Source organism: Pedobacter sp. Leaf176 (assembly GCF_001424305.1).
Lineage (GTDB): Bacteria > Bacteroidota > Bacteroidia > Sphingobacteriales > Sphingobacteriaceae > Pedobacter.
Genome location: NZ_LMPD01000003.1, coordinates 137,707 through 156,296, shown reverse-complemented (window position 1 = coordinate 156,296; position 18,590 = coordinate 137,707). Strand labels below are relative to the sequence as shown.

At 41.8% G+C, this 18,590-nt stretch carries 20 protein-coding genes; 11 read left to right on the top strand and 9 right to left on the bottom strand.

What is annotated here, in order from left to right; genetic code table 11:
• Nucleotides 1–106 precede the first annotated feature (106 nt).
• Nucleotides 107–1,882 (top strand): thiamine pyrophosphate-requiring protein, encoded by a 1,776-nt coding sequence (locus ASF92_RS09455; RefSeq protein ID WP_056091520.1) that lies wholly within the window; start codon nt 107–109, stop codon nt 1,880–1,882.
• A 15-nt stretch (nt 1,883–1,897) separates the two neighbouring features.
• The gene (locus ASF92_RS09450) at nt 1,898–2,863 is read left to right on the top strand and encodes a TIGR03885 family FMN-dependent LLM class oxidoreductase (protein ID WP_056091517.1); all 966 of its coding nucleotides are present in this window, start codon (nt 1,898–1,900) and stop codon (nt 2,861–2,863) included.
• A 589-nt stretch (nt 2,864–3,452) separates the two neighbouring features.
• Here the strand turns inward: ASF92_RS09450 and ASF92_RS09440 are convergent.
• Both ASF92_RS09440 and ASF92_RS09435 read right to left on the bottom strand, forming a co-directional pair.
• Nucleotides 3,453–3,953, bottom strand: a complete 501-nt coding sequence (locus ASF92_RS09440; protein ID WP_056091512.1) for an anthrone oxygenase family protein — start codon at nt 3,951–3,953, stop codon at nt 3,453–3,455.
• Between the two features lie 379 nt (nt 3,954–4,332).
• Entirely contained in the window at nt 4,333–5,295 is a 963-nt protein-coding gene (locus tag ASF92_RS09435) for a DUF4142 domain-containing protein (protein ID WP_056091509.1), read from the bottom strand.
• A gap of 544 nt (nt 5,296–5,839) precedes the next feature.
• Here ASF92_RS09435 and ASF92_RS09430 point away from each other — a divergent pair.
• The 4 genes from ASF92_RS09430 to ASF92_RS09415 all read left to right on the top strand — a co-directional run bounded on the left by ASF92_RS09430 (nt 5,840) and on the right by ASF92_RS09415 (nt 10,327).
• Nucleotides 5,840–7,366 (top strand): cell wall metabolism sensor histidine kinase WalK, encoded by a 1,527-nt coding sequence (locus ASF92_RS09430; protein WP_056091506.1) that lies wholly within the window; start codon nt 5,840–5,842, stop codon nt 7,364–7,366.
• A gap of 394 nt (nt 7,367–7,760) precedes the next feature.
• The gene (locus ASF92_RS09425; protein ID WP_056091502.1) at nt 7,761–8,612 is read left to right on the top strand and encodes a chromate resistance protein ChrB domain-containing protein; all 852 of its coding nucleotides are present in this window, start codon (nt 7,761–7,763) and stop codon (nt 8,610–8,612) included.
• Nucleotides 8,613–8,659: 47 nt separating this feature from the next.
• Entirely contained in the window at nt 8,660–9,154 is a 495-nt protein-coding gene (locus ASF92_RS09420; RefSeq protein WP_056091498.1) for a hypothetical protein, read from the top strand.
• A 3-nt stretch (nt 9,155–9,157) separates the two neighbouring features.
• Nucleotides 9,158–10,327 (top strand): chromate transporter, encoded by a 1,170-nt coding sequence (locus ASF92_RS09415; RefSeq protein WP_056091495.1) that lies wholly within the window; start codon nt 9,158–9,160, stop codon nt 10,325–10,327.
• A gap of 200 nt (nt 10,328–10,527) precedes the next feature.
• On the opposite strand, the gene ASF92_RS09410 is transcribed toward ASF92_RS09415, so the two are convergent.
• From ASF92_RS09410 to ASF92_RS09380, 7 genes are all read right to left on the bottom strand, one after another.
• Nucleotides 10,528–11,502, bottom strand: a complete 975-nt coding sequence (locus ASF92_RS09410; protein ID WP_056091492.1) for a bifunctional helix-turn-helix transcriptional regulator/GNAT family N-acetyltransferase — start codon at nt 11,500–11,502, stop codon at nt 10,528–10,530.
• 233 nt (nt 11,503–11,735) lie between these two features.
• The gene (locus ASF92_RS09405) at nt 11,736–12,113 is read right to left on the bottom strand and encodes a DUF4260 domain-containing protein (RefSeq protein WP_056091489.1); all 378 of its coding nucleotides are present in this window, start codon (nt 12,111–12,113) and stop codon (nt 11,736–11,738) included.
• A gap of 60 nt (nt 12,114–12,173) precedes the next feature.
• Nucleotides 12,174–12,743 carry a Crp/Fnr family transcriptional regulator gene (locus ASF92_RS09400; RefSeq protein ID WP_056091486.1) on the bottom strand — a complete coding sequence of 190 codons (570 nt, stop codon included), beginning with the start codon at nt 12,741–12,743 and terminating at the stop codon, nt 12,174–12,176.
• Between the two features lie 375 nt (nt 12,744–13,118).
• Nucleotides 13,119–13,451 carry an iron chaperone gene (locus ASF92_RS09395; protein WP_056091483.1) on the bottom strand — a complete coding sequence of 111 codons (333 nt, stop codon included), beginning with the start codon at nt 13,449–13,451 and terminating at the stop codon, nt 13,119–13,121.
• Between the two features lie 70 nt (nt 13,452–13,521).
• Nucleotides 13,522–14,025 (bottom strand): hypothetical protein, encoded by a 504-nt coding sequence (locus ASF92_RS09390; RefSeq protein WP_056091479.1) that lies wholly within the window; start codon nt 14,023–14,025, stop codon nt 13,522–13,524.
• 212 nt (nt 14,026–14,237) lie between these two features.
• Entirely contained in the window at nt 14,238–14,672 is a 435-nt protein-coding gene (locus tag ASF92_RS09385) for a carboxymuconolactone decarboxylase family protein (RefSeq protein WP_056091476.1), read from the bottom strand.
• Between the two features lie 82 nt (nt 14,673–14,754).
• On the bottom strand, nt 14,755–15,324 hold the full coding sequence (locus ASF92_RS09380) for a Crp/Fnr family transcriptional regulator (RefSeq protein WP_056091473.1): 570 nt from the start codon (nt 15,322–15,324) through the stop codon (nt 14,755–14,757).
• Between the two features lie 188 nt (nt 15,325–15,512).
• On the opposite strand from ASF92_RS09380, the gene ASF92_RS09375 reads away from it, so the two are divergent.
• The 5 genes from ASF92_RS09375 to ASF92_RS09355 all read left to right on the top strand — a co-directional run bounded on the left by ASF92_RS09375 (nt 15,513) and on the right by ASF92_RS09355 (nt 18,373).
• A complete protein-coding gene (locus ASF92_RS09375; protein ID WP_056091469.1) occupies nt 15,513–16,286 on the top strand; it encodes a DNA-formamidopyrimidine glycosylase family protein in 774 nt (257 codons plus the stop codon).
• Nucleotides 16,287–16,371: 85 nt separating this feature from the next.
• Nucleotides 16,372–16,554 (top strand): DUF3606 domain-containing protein, encoded by a 183-nt coding sequence (locus tag ASF92_RS09370; RefSeq protein WP_056091466.1) that lies wholly within the window; start codon nt 16,372–16,374, stop codon nt 16,552–16,554.
• A 98-nt stretch (nt 16,555–16,652) separates the two neighbouring features.
• The gene (locus ASF92_RS09365; protein ID WP_056091458.1) at nt 16,653–16,850 is read left to right on the top strand and encodes a hypothetical protein; all 198 of its coding nucleotides are present in this window, start codon (nt 16,653–16,655) and stop codon (nt 16,848–16,850) included.
• Nucleotides 16,851–16,853: 3 nt separating this feature from the next.
• The gene (locus ASF92_RS09360; protein ID WP_056091457.1) at nt 16,854–18,098 is read left to right on the top strand and encodes an NAD(P)/FAD-dependent oxidoreductase; all 1,245 of its coding nucleotides are present in this window, start codon (nt 16,854–16,856) and stop codon (nt 18,096–18,098) included.
• Between the two features lie 2 nt (nt 18,099–18,100).
• A complete protein-coding gene (locus ASF92_RS09355) occupies nt 18,101–18,373 on the top strand; it encodes a UBP-type zinc finger domain-containing protein (RefSeq protein ID WP_056091454.1) in 273 nt (90 codons plus the stop codon).
• Nucleotides 18,374–18,590 lie beyond the last annotated feature (217 nt).

Here is an 18,590-nt window from a genome sequence, read left to right as displayed (position 1 = left end):
CAGAAAGAAGGTGAGGAACTAACAGAAGTGGGGAACAGTAGCATTGGGTTGTGATTGGGGACAATCTTAAGTTGGTCACCTAAAACCTGTTAATTGTGATAACATTATGAATGTGAGTGATTTTATACTACAGCGCCTGGGCGACTGGAAAATTGATAAAGTATTTGGCTACCCTGGGGATGGTATCAATGGACTGCTAGGTGCGATGAACAGAAACGATTCCGTTCGTTTTATACAGACCCGTCATGAGGAGATGGCTGCATTTATGGCCTGCGGACATGCCAAGTTTACTGGCGAAGTAGGCGTATGTATGGCAACTTCAGGCCCAGGGGCGATACACCTCCTCAACGGCTTATATGATGCGAAGCTAGACCATCAGCCCGTGATAGCGATTATCGGACAGCAAAAAGGTACTTCTTTGGGTAGCAATTACCAGCAAGAAGTGGATCTTATGAGCCTTTACAAGGATGTTGCTTCTGAGTATGTACAGATGATTATTGATCCAGCTCAGGCCCGGCAGGTAATCGACCGAGCATTCCGTATCGCAAAGGCAGAGCGTACAGTAACTGCCGTGATTATTCCCAATGATATACAGGAAGAGAAGGCTCTGGAACAGCCCCCTAGGATGCATGGTAACGTAGTAACCGGAGCGGGTCACAGTAAAAACCATGTCATCCCTGCTCAAAGCGAGCTTGCTAAAGCGGCTGATGTTCTTAATAGCGGAGAAAAGGTGGCGATACTAATCGGTGCGGGTGCTTTTGGCGCTGAAGCAGAAATCAGGGAAGTGGCGGAGCTCTTGGGAGCGGGAGTAGCCAAAGCATTGCTGGGGAAAGCGGTATTGCCTGATGATTTGCCCTATGTAACCGGATCTATCGGCATGCTCGGAACAAAAGCCAGCTGGGAACTGATGGAAGGCTGCGATACCTTATTAATGATAGGCAGCAGCTTTCCTTATGCAGAATACCTGCCCGAACCCGGTAAGGCAAGAGGCGTACAAATTGATATAGATGGTAAAATGCTTAGCATTCGCTATCCGATGGAAGTGAACCTGCTCGGAGACAGCCGCGATACGCTGAAGGCGTTAATTCCTCTTTTGAGGCATAAACAGGATCGGGTTTGGAGAACAAAGATTGAACAGCGTGTGGATGAATGGTGGCAAACCGTCGAAGACAGGGCAAATCTGGCAGCCGACCCCGTCAATCCGCAACTGGTTTTGCAGCGGCTTTCTCCTTTGCTCCCCGACAATTGCATCCTGACGGCTGATTCTGGCACGTCAGCCTTCTGGTATGCACGCAATATCAAAATAAGGTCTGGTATGATGGCCTCGCTTTCAGGAAACCTGGCGACTATGTGCCCTGCTATTCCTTATGCCATCGCTGCAAAGTTTGCCTATCCGGATCGGATACCGGTAGCGATAAGCGGAGATGGTGCCATGCAGATGCTTGGCATGAATGAACTTATCACGATCGCCAAATACTTCAAAGAGTGGTCGACGCCAGGTTTGCTGGTTATCGTACTGAATAACCGTGACCTGAATATGGTGACCTGGGAACAGCGCATGCTTGCCGGTGAACCAAAATTTGAAGCTTCGCAGGACATACCTGATGTAAACTATGCTGCTTTCGCAACGCTTGTCGGGCTAAAAGGAATTCGAATTGACCATCCGGATCAGATCGATGTCGCATTGAACGAAGTGCTAAATAGTGATCGTCCGGCAGTATTGGATGTAGTATGCGATCCGAATGTTCCTATTATTCCACCGCATGTGGACAAGACTATGCTCAGTAAATTCGGCAGGGCGATGATCAAAGGAGACCCGGAATCCTCGTCGGTCATCCGCCAGGTGATAAAACAAGCGATGCAGGGTGGCAGCAGCCTATAAATCCAGAATAAATCTATGACACAGTTTTCCTATCATGCTTCGCACGAACAGTTCGCCCCGAGTGAGCTGGTGCGGTGTGCCGTTCTCGCCGGACAAACCGGCTTTGATGCCATCGCTTCGTCAGATCATTTCCATCCCTGGAGTAAGCGACAGGGCCATAGCGGTTTTTCTTTTGCCTGGCTGGGCGCTGCCATGCAGGCCAGTTCTGTACCTTTTAGCATGGTGTGCGCGCCAGGTCAGCGTTATCACCCTGCAATCGTAGCCCAGGCAATCGCCACCCTTTGCGAAATGTTTCCCGGACGGTTTGATGTTGCTCTGGGAAGTGGTGAGGCGCTCAATGAGCAGATCACAGGAGAGAAATGGCCTGATAAGCGGACTCGTACTCAGCGGCTTAAGGAATGTGTGGACATATTCCGGCAGTTGTTTGCAGGGGAAACAGTAAACCACCAGGGCCTTATCCGGGTAGAAAATGCCAAGTTATACACACTGCCCAGCCAACTTCCGCGCTTGTTCTGTGCTGCGGTAAGTAAAGAGACTGCCCAATGGGCTGGGGCTTGGGCAGATGGCCTGATTACTGTTCATCGGCCCTTTGATGAACTTAAGCAGGTGGTCGATGCATTCCGGAGCAACGGCGGTGAGGGAAAACCTATTCATTTAAAAGTCCAGCTTTCTTATGCCCAGACAGATAATTCCGCGTTGAACGGCGCTTATGACCAATGGCGAACCAATATATTTCAAGGCACGGTACTCGGAGAACTTCCCTCAACTGCCCATTTTGATGCCGCTGCAGAATTTGTTAAGCAAGAGGATATGAAGCGGATGGTACGGATTTCTGCAGATCCTTATCAGCATGTTGATTGGCTGAAGGAAGATTTGAGCCTCGGCTTTGAGCGGATTATCCTACACAATGTAAACCGTGAACAAGAGCAATTTATCAGGGATTTTGGAAATCATGTATTGCCGGCTTTAAGATCTTTGTAGCCGGTTTGTTTTACATTAAAAGAAAGTGTTTTTTGGTAAAATACTCACGGCCCAGTTATGCCTAAATTAGGAACAGGGACACCGATCCAGATACGGAGGGTTATAAGAATAGTACAGTAAAAATTTATTGTAACCAAAAAGCGCAGACAATGAATTTTTTACTTAATAGAACAATATCGCGGGAGCCAGGAAGATCAATAATAACGGACAAGCTAGAATCTTTAAAAACGGGTTATTGGAAGCATTGACCAAGGCTCGTCCCTAGGTTATTCATGCCAATTATATCCTCCTCGGTATTTTTATGACTTTATATGTTTTGCTTGAATTTCAGTATTCGGCTATTATCATCGTATCAATATTTTTTATGGCAATGATCAGCTGGACTTTCTTTGAATATTTTTTAAGTCGGTTTTTATTCCATTATCAGGCAACTACCGGCTTCGGAAAGCGATTGGTCTATGTTTTTCATGAAAACCACCATGAGTTTCCGATAGAACGGGATCGTTTATTCATGCCGCCTGTCCCCAGCATTTTGCTTGCTGGTGTGGTTTTTTCGGTATTTGCACTAATGTCGTGAAAACGGTTTTAATCAAATTTTTTCAACCGGAGGTTTAGAGGTTGATTTAAAGGCGTAAAATCTATCGACAGCTACAAAAGAGCATACAACACCGATCAAAAGTATTAACGATCGTACCCAATTCATATTGCTCCATTCAGATGATAGTCTTTTAAGTGTTCCGGTATCTGGAGTTGGCTGAGACATCATGATATCGGTCTTCGGATGGAAGTAAGTAACGGCTAAAATATCTCCTGATATGTAGCAAATCAAAGCAATACCCAGAAATAATCTGACGTTTTTTGCCTTTCTCCAATATAATATAAGTGATAGTAAAGTCAGAAATTGGCTTGCGGGAGAAAATATTTTAAAAAAATTCCCCGGATTTACAGTTCTAAAAAACTCTTTTGCAGCTAGAACAGAATTCGGAATGTCACTATCGGTGGCAGCTGCGATAACCATTGAATTAAAGATATTCGCAAACAAGACGCCACTGGCCACTGCTACCGAACTCAGAAGAATTACTTTTTTCATAGCTGATTTATTTATGAAATAAATATAATAAAATTATATAAAAACCAGTTATACAGCCAGTTATTAATATAAAAGTTTATTGAGACTGTTAATAATGGAAGCAGCGTTATTTATCGTTTTTTTTTGTCATTCCGCTCGAACAACAACCGTTTTACCGCCTGTTAAAAATACTGGCTTGTAGGATAGTTTTTCGTTCTTAATTATCCTTAAAATCAAACCGTTTACCGCAAAGTTTTTTTAATATTGGTAGTTCCTGGTAATTTTTTCCGATAGGTGAAATGCTATACTATCGTGAACTGTCTGAACAACGACAGCTACAAAATGGGGCTGTATCAAAAGAAAGATTTCGATACAGCCACGGTTTTAGATTATCAACAGACTATTGCACGCCTGATTTACCAATGGTGGATTTACCCAAATCCGTTACCTGTTGTAAATGTTTTCTGAGTGCGGGCAAATGTTTTGAGGCATATGCTTTAACTTGCGGATCGGCAGATCTTGCTCCACTTTCATAAAGGCTTATCGCTTTAACATGATCTCTAATCATTAACTGCACATAGTTTTGATCAAATTCTTTATTGGAAGAAGTTCTTAATCGTTCTATTTTTTCCGCAGGACTCATATTGCTGCCGCCGGAACCGTTGTCTGTGGCGCTAGAACCGCTTCCTGCTGTGCTGGATCCAGAAGTTCCTGAGCCTGTGCCGGTTGTTCCCGAACTCATTGTGCTACCTGTGTTTCCAGCAGTATTAATGTCACTAGTGGCATCGCCTATGTCACTGCTGTCCGGAAGCATGATGTCCTTAGCCGATGCCAAAGTTTTCAATTCAGCATTCGCACCTCCATGATCCTTTACCATCATTGCTGCAAACTTTTTAACTGTAGTGCTTTGTGCGCTTTTCAGAGCGAGATGACTTAATTGTACTTCCGATAGCCCACTTATTGCAGCCTGGCGTATAAATTGCGAAGTTTCATCTGATACTAATCCGCCTGTTCCTGTGTTTGTGGAGCCTGATGCTCCAGCGGAACTTGTGTTGGCCGTGCCTGTTGTTCCTGCAGCGCCTGAACCGGTTTTGCCGCTACCTGTATTTGTACCGGATGTGCTACTGCCCGAACCAGTGGTAATGGTCCCTGAAGTTCCGCTACCTGATCCCGTTGTTCCACTTCCTGTACCCGATCCGGTTTTACTTCCAGCGGATATACTCGTTGCGTCGCCGGTTGCATGGGAAACAGATCCGGAAGGTTCGGCTGTATCTGTCCGCACGGAGGTTGATCTTGTACTGGAGCAAGCTTCAAAAGTTAAAGCTGCTATCGCAAGTAATGCCATGTTTGCTAAATTTTTCATAGTGTTATTGGATTGATGTAATTATTTTATAATCAAATTGTATGCTGTTGATGATTTAAGATGAAAGGAGGTTAGGAATAAGTCGCAGAATACCACCTTCGTGATTGGTTTTGGCAGACATAATTGCGGTAATTACAGCTGTACCCAGAAAATTACCTAACAATCTTCAATTTATTGAACCTAAACGCCCATGGAATGGTTACGAGTGCAATTGCGGATAAACAATCATGTACTGCATGAATTTCTCTTTTCTTATAATATGCATAGCTTTCTTACCTTATGCCTTTATTAACCATCCAATTTTTATAAAAGTTCGGCGGATTTATACGTCATTTTTTATTTTAAATACTTATGGTATGGTCATTTTCTTTTATAATTTACCTGTGCTTATAAGAGGTAAATGCTGTTTCCAGAGCGGTTAGCGTCAATCTTAATTATCTGTTACGTGTTAGATAGCGTATTTATGCTTCAAAAGTTTTTCATGGTTCCGGAAATATTTTTCAATGGTCGATAGGGTTTAGGAGCTAAATGTTTAGCTTTGGTTATGGAAACCGGGTCAGATGTAAACTCAAGCTTTAAATTTAATACGGAGGGGATGGGCCGGGAGCCGGAATTGTCTTTAAATACCGATTTATCTTCTTCAGCATTGCTGAATGCTATTCCCCAACAAATCTGGACGGCGAATAGGGCGGGAAAAATAGATTATGTAAATGAGACCTTAAGTCGTGATTTTGGCTATCCCGCTGCTAAAGTGATTGAATTAGGCTGGGCTTTTTTTGTGCACACTGAAGATCTGCCCTTGAGTTTAAAGCGCTGGCAGGAAAGTCTTAAAAATGAAAAGGAGTATACTTCAGAATTACGGCTGCGCTTTGAGGATGGGGCATATTACTGGCACTTAGTGAGAGCCGTGTTAATTTGCGTAGAAGGAAAGCCTGGTGTATGGGTTGGTACTTGTACGAACATACAGGCAAGTAAAGAAAATGAATTTCGCAAGGATGAATTTATTTCCACAGCGAGTCATGAGCTTAAAACGCCGCTAACCTCGATAAAAGGATACAATCAGATTCTGCTTCGTATAGCCGACAACCCGAAGGTTAAAGACTTTCTGCACCGTACGGAGGCCCAGCTTGTCAGGCTTGAAAAACTGATTTCGGATCTTCTGGATGTAAGTAAGATTAATGTTGGCAAACTGCCCCTGAATACTGAAAATTTTGAGTTCTCAGAATTGTTGCAGGAAACCGTTGGAGCAATGCAAATCATTTTTCCATCTCACAGGATGATTTTAAAGGATAGGCGGCCGGTTAACATCCAGGGCGATAGGTATAGATTAGAACAGGTTATACAAAATTTCATATCCAATGCCGTTAAATATTCACCTAATGCGGATCGCATCTTAATAGACACAGAAGTGCAGGATGACAATCTGATTGTCTCCATTACGGACTATGGAATCGGGATAGATAGCGATGAAATCACAAAACTTTTTGAACGCTATTACCGCTCTGATAACTCTTCAGCTAAATTTGATGGATTAGGGCTTGGCCTTTACATTTCTGCCGAAATCATTAAGAGGCATGGGGGAAGTTTTTGGATAGAGAGTGAATTGAACAAGGGATCTGTTTTTTCTTTTAAACTTCCGTTGGTGCCACTCGGAGCGATAACCCCTGAAACCCAGACTGTAAATTACTATAAAGATCGCTATATCGAAATTTATTGTCCACCTGATTCAGCTATAATGTATGTAAGGTGGTGGGGCCATCAGGATATGAACTCCGTTAAGCATGGTGGCAAGTTGATGATTGAGTACTTGCGCAGCAACAGCCGTTCGAAAGTATTCAATGATAATCGGGAAGTGATCGGTACCTGGTCGGAAGCTTCGGACTGGGCAGCTGAAGTCTGGTTGCCCTTAATGGAAGATGCCGGACTCCAGTTTTTTGCCTGGGTATTTTCGGCAAGTGTGTTTAGCCAGTTGTCGGCTCAGAAAAGTGTCGACAACAAAGAGAAAAAATCAGAAATAGCCTTTTTCTACCAGGCAGAAGATGCAATTGACTGGCTGGACAAGAATGGATAAGGATTGGCATAGTTAGCATTGCTTTTTGTTCCGATGCTTTAGTCGTTATAATATTAATTCAATATCCCATACTGAAGCAGAAACTTTCGCTGTTCGAAACAGTTTAAACGGGTCTCGTTGGGATTTCAAAGACTAGCCGCAGGCATTCCAGGCGGTTAACCAATCATCCATCGGAGGGCCTTGATTATATTTTTTTGGACAGTGGAAAACAAAAGATTGTTTACCTGTAATTGCTCATCAAACCAAGATTCAGCAAGAAGGCTAAAATGAAATATGGTCAGGCACTCCGCCAGCAACCCAATTGCCGTAATAAAGGGTTCTTACGTTTTGTTGCCTGCAATTAAGAATGTATAGGAATAAGATCATTAACTTTACATTATGAAACCTGGAGCATATGAAATGGATTACCCGCGAACGGCCGAAGATTGACAGAATTGCCTGTCCATGGCTCATTAAGCGGTTCATAGATGTCAATGCAGAAATAATCTATGTTCCATTTGATCAAGTGATCGCTAAGGCCAGGGAACTGGATGCCGTTCCATTTGATTTGCCGGGAGTGGAATATAGCCATTACGAAGACCAATGTACCTTCGACTATTTTTTAAAGAAGCATAAGCTCAATGATCACGGGCTTGATCGCATTGCTGCAATCATCAGGGGAGCAGATACAGATCGATTGGATTTTGCACCCCAGGCAGCTGGACTTTCTGCCATCTTCCTCGGACTATCACAAAACATCAAAGACGATCATGAGCTTCTAGAAATTGGCATGAAAATCTATGATGGGCTGTATACTTGGGCAAAGCATCTCTTCGACCAAAAACATACACAGGCTCCAGTCGAACAATTGCTGCTTGAGGTTTATCATAAATACCTTAAGGCGGGAAAGAAGAGGGCTCCAGCCTGGACAATGGAGCTTAGGGAAATGATACAGGACCAAATGGATACCAATATGTCAATCAGTCTAAGGCAGGCCTCAGACGAGCTGGAAATAAATCCTGCCTACCTCTCAAGGGAATTCTCCAAGTACTTCGATAATCTGTCTTTCGGAGATTATATCCGTAAAATGCGGATAGATAAAGCCATTGCCTTGTTGGAGACGACAGTATATTCTTTAACCGAGGTCGCCTACCTGACGGGTTTTTCAGACCAGAGCCATTTTAGCAGAATATTTAAAAAACAGACTGGTGAAAACCCTTCTGCCTATAGAAGAATTGCAAGGAAAGGTAAAAAGGATACAAAATAGTTAATTCGGTTCTATTTTGGTTTATTTCTCATGGGTAGTTTTAAGCCATGAAGAAATACGTTCTATTTATTATTCTTTTCAGCATTCAGATTTTTGTTTCCGCTCAGGAAAACTATCCGAAAATTGTAGGTTATGTAGGTGTCGTACATCCTATTGCCACTTTCAGCTCCGCTGGTACCGACTTTAACTTTGATGGTCATTATGTAGTCGGACTTCCTGTTGGCATCAATCTTTGGAAAAGCAAAAGAATTGGATTTTCGCTGGAAATGGTTCCTTATGTTAGAGCGGAGGATGGATCCAGCAAAACGTCAAACCTGCTCATCCACCCAGGCGTTCTCGTTTCCATTAACAGCGGTTTCACCTTTGCTGGGCGTTTTGCATTCGAAACTTCTGGACGATACGGATTTACACCCGTGCTGAGCAAAGTTATTGTCAAGAATAAAATGAGCAGCATTTTCGTCGCTCTTCCTGTTCCGTTCAGGTTTGGAAACGATAAACCTTTTTCTACTACGGTCGCTTTTCAGTTTGGTCTAGCTCTTTAAATAATGGAAAAGGAAAAAATATTATATACGCTCAGCGACCTGGTCATCTATTTCCTGAAACTGGGCACTTGGGGCTTTGGAGGCCCTGTGGCCCTGGTAGGCTACATGAATACCGATCTCGTCGAAAACAAAAAATGGATTACAGAAGAAGAATATAAAGAAGGTTTGGCACTGGCACAACTAGCCCCGGGGCCGTTGGCAGCGCAGTTGGGTATTTATATTGGCTTTGTTCATTACCGGTTTCTCGGAGCAACGCTAGCCGGCCTTGCTTTCGTGTTGCCATCCTTTGTTATGGTGGTACTGCTTGGAATGGCCTATAGACTTTATAGTGGGCTGCCCTGGATGCTTGCTGTCTTTTATGGCGTAAGCGCGGCTGTGATTGGAATTATAGCCATAAGTGCTTATCGCTTGACTATTAAGTCAGTAGGTAAATTTACCTTTGCAGACGTTAAGGGCAAATGGCTTTTATGGCTGTTTTATAGTGTGGGAATCGCTATAACGGTTATTACTCAGAAAGAGGACATGCTTCTTTTTACTGCATGTGGTATAATCTACATGCTGGTAAAAGCGCCACCAAAATGGTTTAGAAAGTCGGGTGCGCTACCGTCGATCTTTCTTATCGGAACTGGGTTTTGGCAATATGAGGGAAAGACCCTTCAGGAAATCGGATGGTTCTTTTTAAAGGCTGGGGCATTGGTATTCGGTAGCGGCCTTGCAATCGTGCCTTTCCTGCATGGAGGTGTAGTCGAACAGTTCGGATGGCTGAACGAGCGGGAATTCGTCGATTCGGTTGCTGTAGCGATGATTACTCCGGGGCCCGTTGTGATTACCGTGGCATTTATCGGCTATCTTGTAGCGGGTTTCCCCGGCGCATGTATCGCTGCCTTTGCCACCTTTTTGCCATGCTATCTTTTTACAGTTGCTTTGGCTCCATCATTCAAGAAAATTGCAAAGAATGCAAGTATCAAGGCATTCGTAGAGGGGATTACGTCGGTTGTGGTTGGCGCCCTTGTGGGTGCGGTTCTGGTTATCGCCAAAAGAAGTATAATTGATATTCCAACAGCGCTTATTGCTATTGCCAGTATATTTGCCTTGATTTATGTCAAAAAGCTAAAGGAACCTCATATTATTGCAATTGCCGCTGTTGCCGGTATCCTAATCAAATTTATGTGAATTCTTATAAATGCCTATGTTTAATTCCCTTTCTGACGCACGCTTAAAAATAGGTTTCAGTTGTTCATTCGATTCGGTAGCATAAACAAGAATAGCGTGTTTTATGAATTGAAGATATGATAGGCCAAATGCATTGAAATCAGCTACATTTAATTTTTATAAGTCATCCGGTGTGTTAAGGATAACTATCGCTATATTTTTTAAATCCCTGTTTTACTTTGGTATCTGTTGATGTCTGCCGCCATCTGGATGTTGCACCGCTCGTAAGGTGTTGGATGGCCTGCTATTTTCTGGAATCCCAGCTTATAGTAGAGGTTGATCGCTGGCTTAAGTATTGTATTGCTCTCCAGATAAATTTTTGTTGCCCCTAATGTAGCCGCCTTATCCAATGCAGCTTGTCCCAGCAGCCAGCCGATACTCTTACCTTGTGCGGATGGAGCAACCGCCATCTTCGCCAACTCAAAGTCATGTTCGCCATCGTTCATGACTATTAAAGCGCACACACCCACAACTTCATTGTTCAAGAGGGCAACTAAAATATGGCCTCCCTTGTCCAAAATGTATTCCTGTGGATTATCCAACGAGCGATGGTCAGCCTCTTCCATTTTAAAATAGGAAGAAATCCACTGTTCATTCAGCTTTCTGAAGGCAGAAGCATGTTCAGGTTTGAATGCCGTAATTCGGACGGCACTGCTTTCGCGTTTTTTCTTTTGCTCAATAACCCGCCGTAGCAATGTTTTCTGTCCGAGCATAAATTCCCATTCTTCGATTGCTTTCCATAGATCGTTTGCCGCCTGTGTGTTGAGGTTTTTAATCGCATCTTCAACGTCGGTATATTGGTCCTGGATTTTTTCTTTATAACTCAGCCCTTTTTCTGAAAGGCCAACCATGCTCCGTCTGCCGTCACTGTTATCTTTTTTTTCAACTAAGCCCGCTTTGCTCATTTCACTAATGATTTTACTAACTGAGGGATGTGAATGGCCGATTTCATGCGCAATGCCGGTAATCGTTTTTTCATTGCCTTCTGACAGGGCATAGAAAACAGGAAACCATTTGGGCTGCATTTCAATATTATATAAATTATAGATTTGTGCCGCATCATCGGTAATCCTGCTGGTCAGCATTCTCAGCCTGCTGCCGATAGATTTAATGCCAGCTGCATTATAAAATTCCATATATTCCTAATTACGTAATCAGTTACGTAAATATATGTTACTTGTTTTAAATAGACAACAATTCTTACAGAATTTAGATAATGGTTAACCCATAATAAGAGCAGCATCTTTTCAGCCTATGAAGCCTAAGCCGATGAACTGGTAACGGAGTGTTACAATTCGGTCAAAAGGGCAATTGGATTTTCGCAACATAACATCTTTCAAATAATGAAAAAGGATACCCATTTAGTTTATCAATCATTTCCCATCCTGCCTAAATTTGTGTGCTTAAAATCATCTGTAAACTTGAGCCCGTAACCGAGCATGCGGTCAAAGGAGGCGTGCGCTAGTAACAGTAAGCCACAGGTAACGAGTATCTGAATTTGCATCAAAAAGCCGATCGCCAGAAGGGCTATAGCTATCGCACGGTGATGAAACAGGTTATAAGTTAAAGCACCTATGCGAGCATTCGCCAGGTAACCCATCATTGAAAGGTCAGGGCTGAAAAAAAGCAATACCCACAGCCAAACTGGTAGGCCCAGATTATATTTCGTTAAGAAATAGATAGCAACTGCAGTTATCGCTGCTTCTTCAATCCTGATGGTGAAATCCATCGCTTTTTGCTGATTCATGTTCCGAATTTTGTTAATCCAAATTTAGGGGCAGAACAGCGGGTGTACTCTTGACAAAAATCAAGAAATCATTTTCTTTCGTATCCTGCTGAAAGTTTCAGGTGTCATGCCGAGCATGGAGGCCAGGAACTGAAGTGGTACCTGATTAAAAAGCTCAGGGGACTGTTCGAAGAGTTTTTGATACCGATCTTCAGCGGTTAGCGAGATGAGGTCGAATATGCGATTCTCCATCATCACAAAACATTTGCCCATGAATAATTTTTCGAATTCATGCCATTTGGGTACCATTTTGCCCATCGTGAGGTAAGCATCGTAATCGATTGTAAACAAATGCGTTTGCGTTAATGCCTGTATGTTAAAGCGCGATGTGTTTCGGAACATAAAACCCTGGAGATCGGTCATGAAATACCCCGCAGTGCCTATCCATTGGGTAACTTCTCTTTCTGGCAGGTTTACATAGACCTTTAAAATGCCACTTTGTATAAAGCTGAGTTTATTGCAAAATTTACCAGTTCGTAAAAAGTAGTTTCCCTTTTCAAGTACCTCAGGCTTAAATAATGTGCTCACTTTCTGGCAGTCATCCGGACTAATACCGAAATGATGGTGGATATAATTTTCAAGTTCATTCATGTGTACTTAAATTAAACTGGGAGGAAATTCAAATTTACTTAAAATGTAATTGAGCTTAGCTAATATTGAGCCATCGAATGCTGCTCCATGAAGATGGGTGTTAGATGGATAAGGTGCCAGATAAGGAAGCGGTAAGCGGTTGGAAAGCTTCGGAAATCTTTGGAAAATTAAGGCGTTGCTACTTTGCGTCTTCAGTAATTATTATACTGATTGATTTGCTGTTCAGCACTTTAATTTGTTTTGGTATTTTTTATTATGCGTAAAAATATCTGGTATTTGAAGTATTAAGGGGACTAGATTATTGGATACCTTCATAAGAAATGTGTTCAGGGTTTTAGTTAACGCTTTATAGATTTTTTATTACACTATTAATATTCATGAAGTTAAATGCAGCATGATGATCTTTTTTATCAATTCTGTGGGTAGCGGATTATTGTAAGGGAAATGCAAAGTATCTTTTGCATTCTTTGCCCGGTAGTCTGAAAGTTCGTCTTCCAATTCAATTCCTCTGCCGATTGGATAAAATCCAATATGATTCTTATAACCCGCGAAATACAGGGTATATTTTTCATTCCGGTAGGAAGGCATGTTATAGCTAATACGTTCTTCTATATCAGGGAATAACTCAAAAAAGATACTTCTTATCTCGTTCAGCATACTCCGGGCAGGCTCATTGAATTGTGATATGTACGCTTCAACTGGTTTCATTATGTTTTAAGTATGTTTTACCTTAATACGAAAGCGGCATATAAACTAAATTTAAAGGCTTTAATATTATCTAAGGTTTAAATTCTTTCTTGAATTCTACCCGGTAAGCAATGCCGTTATCACGACCTAAATTTTTAATCCCTGTAGGCGATTCAGGACCGTTTGGATAGCCAATGTTGGTGTCCATATGCGGAACTGTTACGCTATCGGAAGCGACAAATTTTTTGTTTTTGTCAAGCTTGTATTGGTATATCCTGCAAGGAACAGCTGGCTTTGTGATCCACATAATACTTTTCCAACGATGGGTGTGAATAGGTTCTTCTTTCTGACCGTTCAATAGTACCTGCAGGATTCTCACAGTACTGTCTTCAAAAACAATTTTGTGGTTTTCAGGTGCTGCTTTTACAGCATCCAGGCTATCGGGCCATGTCCAATTTACCTCCGAAGAGGTGCTGTCAGTGAATGCTGTTTTCGGACTTTGACTTTGCCCGTCACTTTTTGAAAAGTAATAAAATAACCCATAACCCAAGAAACCACCTACGATAAGCCCAATAATCAGTTGTCCGTATTTCATAAATTGTTGTTTTAATTTCTAAAATGTTATCTGTTGTATTTTTAACCTGTAATGGGATGAATTTGATTATCAGTTAAATATAATGATTAGCCTGCAAAATTCAGAGCATATTCATCTATTTTATTGATCTTTAAATTCCATCGGTCAGTGATGAAAAAAATAACGATTATAAAAGCAATCATCTAAATCATGATTGCTTTTATATTTGGACTTTACCCGACCATCAACTTTGTGGTGATCGCAATTCTATTCCAGGCATTGATGGTTACGATGGCCATAATAATTTGCGAAAGTTCATTTGTGCTGAATAAACTCGCTGCTTTATTGTATGTGGCGTCCGAAACGTGGTTACTGATGAGGGTTACCTCTTCGGTCAAGGCCAGCACCGCTTCTTCCGCTGCTGTAAATAAAGTTGTTTCCCTCCATGCATTTAACAGGTACAGGCGTTGCTCTGTTTCACCAATCTTACGCGCCTCTGCAGCATGCATATTCAAACAAAAAGCACATCCATTGATTTGGGATGCCCTCATTTTAATCAGCTCTAAAAGGATTGGGTCTAATTTGCTTGCCGACAGATATTTTTCTAAACTGTACATGGCCTGATAGGCTGCTGGTTCTGCTTGTTGGATGTTAATTCTATTTTCCATTATTTGTTAATTTAATAATGATTAAAGGTCTCAAACAAAAAATCCAAAAAACTTAATCTAGTTTAAGAAATCGTATTGGCAGCTATTTTCTTGCCCGGATTTTACTTAGAAATTCAGGGGTGAAACCTAAATAAGAAGCCAGCATATATTGTGGAATGCGCTGTACGAATGCAGGAAACGAAGTGCTGAAATTGGTATATCTTTCTTCAGCAGTTTGACTGTACAGGTATTTTATCCTGATTTGAGAAGCCTGGTGTAATTTCTGAAAAATGAGCCTGAAATACTTTTCCAGCCTGGGTATCTTTTCGAAGATTTCATCATAATGGCGGTGTTCAATAATGATGACCTCAGTAGCTTCCGCTGCCTGAATATAAAAATCTGATGCTTGCTGAAATAAGAAACTGGTCAAATCTGAAATCCACCAGTTTTCAATCGCAAACTGCGTGGTCTGTTCTACACCTTTTATGTCGATAAAATAAAGTCGAAGACAGCCTTTTACGACGAAATAATTTGCCCGGCAGGTTGCTCCGGCTTCATGCAAAAAAGCTTTCTTTTTATACGTGGAAGATTTAAGCAGTGAGACAAGAATCTCCTGCTCATTTGTGCTTAAGTCGATAAACTTATTAATGTGGGCAAAAAGTGCTGGATACATTACTTCAATATAATCATGCTAAAATAGAAATTATTGCGATATCATTCATCGCAGAAAAACGAGGTCAGGTTCAGAACCGGGATTAATTATAAAAACGATTTGTGTGCTTCTCCTGTTTAATTATAAATGACCTAATATCCGATGAGCTAAACAGATTAAAGGTATTTAGGCATTTAATTTTTAAGATTATGGCAGAACTACCAGATTTGACTGTGTTTGCGCAGATCCTGACGCGCAGGTTCAAGGGAAAAACCTTAAAAGAAATTGATGTTAAGGTGGATAAGAAACTAAAGGTTTCAGTTGCTGAGCTGAAAGAGGCCTTGGAGGGGCAAAAATTGAACAAAGTTTCGCGTGAAGGGAAGACCCTGCAGTTCCATTTTGGCGAACATGTGCTCGGGGTCCACCTCATGCTTAGGGGACAACTGGAACTGCTCGAAAAAGATGCATCGCTTCCAAAGTTTACCGTATTTGCTTTTCATTTTAGTGGTGGCGAAGGTTTTGCGGTCCGAGATATTTTAAAACAGGCCACCCCAACGTTGGATCCCGAAAAGGCGAAGGCCCCGGATGCTTTGGACATTACCGAAGCTGAATTTATGGCTTTGCTTTCTGGGCGCAAAAAAAAGATTAAAGAAGTACTGATGGACCAAAAAGCGTTGCGGGGAATCGGAAATTCCTATGCTGATGAGCTACTTTGGGATGCAAAAATTTCACCATTTTCGGTGGCTTCGGCTGTTCCAGATTTTAAGGTGAAGGAACTTTACAGCAGTTTAAAATCAGTGCTGAACGAAGCTATAAATTTTATCGCCAAAGAAAATGGTGATGAACTTAAAGGTGAACTTCGTGATGCAATGAAGATACATGGTGCCAGGATAAAAAAGTCGCCTTCGGGCGCGGAAATACTTTCGGAAAAGATCGGTGGTAGAATAGCTTATTACACCCATGAACAGAAACTGTATTCCTAAAAACAATCTCTTTTTTAGCTTGTTTTATAGATGAAAAATATCAATATATTCATCTAATATACATCTACCTAAAAAAACAAATGTTATGGCAAAGTCAGGACCAAAAGATAGAAAAATGGTAAACTCTTCACAAGACTGGGAGATCTCGCATGTAGCGACTAAGATGGGTGTGAGTTCACAAGCAGTTGCAGGTGCAAAGCGTGCTACAAAATCTAATGATCGCGCAACGATAGAGAGCTACCTCAAAGATAAAAGCAAAAAGAAATAAGCTTTGCTGATAAAAGGCCGTTTGAATGATTTATTAATTGGCTTTCCAACCCTGGAAGGCCTTTAGTTGCGAATTCGGGGAATGAACAAAATACGCTTGTGCAGCATCCTGAAGATTTCCTGATCGATAAATTTTATAGGTTTGAGGGTACGTCAGATCCGGAAGATGAATCTATTTTATACGCGATATCTTCAACAGACGGAAAAATAAAGGGATTACTTGTAGACGGTTATGGTACATCTGCTGATTATTCGATAGAGGAAACTATTAAAAAAATAAAAACCAGGGCTAAATAGCGTATGGATAAGTTAAAACTCTACGGTATACCCGATTCGCAGGAAATTTATCCGATCAGGGATTTTCTAAAAAGGAGTGTTGTTGATTTCGACTGGTTTGATATCTCTCATGACGAGCTGGGAAACAGCCAGGAAATTACCAAATACGACAATCCGCAAAAGCACCCCGTAATAGAATTTCCCGACGGAAAAATAATTATCAACCCCTCTTTAGAAGAGATTGCCTGTAATCTCGGTTGGATTACTCAGCCTAAGTACGATGAATATGACCTATCGATATATGGTGCAGGTCCGGCGGGATTAAGCGCAGCTGTTTATGCTGCATCAGAGGGATTAAAGACAATTCTTATAGAAAGAGAAGCGGTAGGGGGACAAGCAGGTACCAGTTCTTTAATTGAGAATTATCTTGGATTTCCGAAAGGCATATCGGGTGCAAATCTGGCTGAGCGTGCCAGGCAACAGGCTTTAAAATTTGGTGTGGAAATATTACTGCTGAAAGAAGGAATTAAAGGTACTTTTTACGACAATAAGATTCATGTCGATTTTGCTTCAGGTGAAAAATTGGTTGCTAAGGCTAATATATGTGCAACAGGAGTGGAGTATGCACGGCTGAACCTGCCGGATGAAGAACGGTTTTTTCATAAAGGTGTTTATTATGGAGCGGGCGCCAGCGAAGCTTTTTTTTGCCAGGACAAAGATTTGTATATCGTTGGTGGAGGGAATTCCGCCGGACAGGCCGCAACCTATTTTTCTGGATTTGCCAAACGCGTCTTTATGGTCATCAGAAGAGGAAATCTTGCCGAGACCTTGTCTGATTACCTCATTCAAAGAATTGCCAGCATAAAAAACATTTTTGTTTTGTACCATTCACAGGTAGTGGCTTTAGAAGGTGAGGATTACCTGCAGCGGATTAAAATAATGGATAGCGAAAAGGGGATTGAATCCTGGCACGAAACCTCTAAACTGTTTATTTGCATAGGAGGGAAGCCCAACACGGAGTGGGCATCGGAAACAGCGATTTGCAGGGACAGGAATGGATACTTGTATACGGGAAATGATGTGATGGCCCAGGATCAGTATAAAACATGCTGGGAACTTGACAGGCCTCCCTTTCATCTGGAGACTAGTGTGCCCGGATCTTTTGCTGCAGGCGACGTAAGGTTTAACTCAGTGAAGCGTGTGGCCTCAGCTGTTGGAGAAGGTGCGATGGCCGTCACACAAGTGCATCAATATTTATCAAAATTATAACTATGGAAATTAACGAACCATGCAGCCATTTGTCGGCTATAAAAGAATTGAAGTTGGCAAAACAGCTTGTTTGCGAAGAATGTATCAAGCAGGGAACCGACTGGGTTCACTTACGCACCTGCCAAACTTGTGGCGTAACTTTGTGCTGCGATTCTTCTCCAAAAAAACATATGTCTCAACACTTTCAAATTAAGGAGCATCCTGTCGTTATCTCTTCTGAACCTGGTGAGCGATGGTTGTATTGTTATGTTCATGACCAGGTTGCAGAATATTAGAAATTCTTTTTGGTTAGATATCGTCCGAGTGTTGCAATTAAGGATATATTTCGATTTTTACTTAATATAAGTTTATGGAATTTAAATGCAGGGAGCAATTTCACGCTGCATAATGGCTGATTATCTGATTTCAGGTTTACATAAGCCAATTAGATTATTGATTTGCACCAGGCATAATTAGGCATCCGAAACTTTTTTATAGCACTGGAATAATAAT

Coding starts and splice junctions, on each gene's coding strand:
- ASF92_RS09455 (WP_056091520.1), top strand. CDS start 107: ATGAATGTGAGTGATTTTATACTACAGCGCCTGGGCGACTGGAAAATT.
- ASF92_RS09450 (WP_056091517.1), top strand. CDS start 1,898: ATGACACAGTTTTCCTATCATGCTTCGCACGAACAGTTCGCCCCGAGT.
- ASF92_RS09440 (WP_056091512.1), bottom strand. CDS start 3,953: ATGAAAAAAGTAATTCTTCTGAGTTCGGTAGCAGTGGCCAGTGGCGTC.
- ASF92_RS09435 (WP_056091509.1), bottom strand. CDS start 5,295: ATGAAAAATTTAGCAAACATGGCATTACTTGCGATAGCAGCTTTAACT.
- ASF92_RS09430 (WP_056091506.1), top strand. CDS start 5,840: ATGGAAACCGGGTCAGATGTAAACTCAAGCTTTAAATTTAATACGGAG.
- ASF92_RS09425 (WP_056091502.1), top strand. CDS start 7,761: ATGAAATGGATTACCCGCGAACGGCCGAAGATTGACAGAATTGCCTGT.
- ASF92_RS09420 (WP_056091498.1), top strand. CDS start 8,660: ATGAAGAAATACGTTCTATTTATTATTCTTTTCAGCATTCAGATTTTT.
- ASF92_RS09415 (WP_056091495.1), top strand. CDS start 9,158: ATGGAAAAGGAAAAAATATTATATACGCTCAGCGACCTGGTCATCTAT.
- ASF92_RS09410 (WP_056091492.1), bottom strand. CDS start 11,502: ATGGAATTTTATAATGCAGCTGGCATTAAATCTATCGGCAGCAGGCTG.
- ASF92_RS09405 (WP_056091489.1), bottom strand. CDS start 12,113: ATGAATCAGCAAAAAGCGATGGATTTCACCATCAGGATTGAAGAAGCA.
- ASF92_RS09400 (WP_056091486.1), bottom strand. CDS start 12,743: ATGAATGAACTTGAAAATTATATCCACCATCATTTCGGTATTAGTCCG.
- ASF92_RS09395 (WP_056091483.1), bottom strand. CDS start 13,451: ATGAAACCAGTTGAAGCGTACATATCACAATTCAATGAGCCTGCCCGG.
- ASF92_RS09390 (WP_056091479.1), bottom strand. CDS start 14,025: ATGAAATACGGACAACTGATTATTGGGCTTATCGTAGGTGGTTTCTTG.
- ASF92_RS09385 (WP_056091476.1), bottom strand. CDS start 14,672: ATGGAAAATAGAATTAACATCCAACAAGCAGAACCAGCAGCCTATCAG.
- ASF92_RS09380 (WP_056091473.1), bottom strand. CDS start 15,324: ATGTATCCAGCACTTTTTGCCCACATTAATAAGTTTATCGACTTAAGC.
- ASF92_RS09375 (WP_056091469.1), top strand. CDS start 15,513: ATGGCAGAACTACCAGATTTGACTGTGTTTGCGCAGATCCTGACGCGC.
- ASF92_RS09370 (WP_056091466.1), top strand. CDS start 16,372: ATGGCAAAGTCAGGACCAAAAGATAGAAAAATGGTAAACTCTTCACAA.
- ASF92_RS09360 (WP_056091457.1), top strand. CDS start 16,854: ATGGATAAGTTAAAACTCTACGGTATACCCGATTCGCAGGAAATTTAT.
- ASF92_RS09355 (WP_056091454.1), top strand. CDS start 18,101: ATGGAAATTAACGAACCATGCAGCCATTTGTCGGCTATAAAAGAATTG.